Annotated in this window: 1 protein-coding gene; it reads right to left on the reverse strand. The window is 21.2% G+C overall.

Annotated elements, in window-relative coordinates:
• Positions 1 to 205 precede the first annotated feature (205 nt).
• On the reverse strand, positions 206 to 391 hold a 186-nt coding region (locus FUA24_RS25470; protein WP_222861385.1), incomplete at its 5' end, for a hypothetical protein.

Below are 391 nucleotides of genomic sequence, written 5' to 3' on the forward strand. Positions count from 1 at the left end.
GTATACTAAGAGTTTCTGTATTTTATTTTTATTTCAAAAAAAATGTTGTTGGTATTGATAAAAAATGGAGAAAACAATTGTTTTTTAAGTTGCCTAGAAAAGAAATGCTTTTTGTTACAAAATTAAAAGTTAGAGAAATAAAAAAGCGGTTATTATCATAATGATAAAAAATCAAAATAATGTTATAAACGGTAATTTGAGATTTTTAAGAATAATTTCTAACATTTAAAAGAAAATTTTCTGAAATAATTAATAAAACCATAGCCTTTTTAAAACGAATTATAAAACCAATATTTAAAAGAATTTCAATAAATAAATAGAAATGAGTAGATTGAAACAACTGAGAAAGATTTATAGGTTTTTTTTTCCAGATAATAGACCTCCCGAAGAA

The sequence above is a fragment of the Seonamhaeicola marinus genome (genome assembly GCF_008085455.1).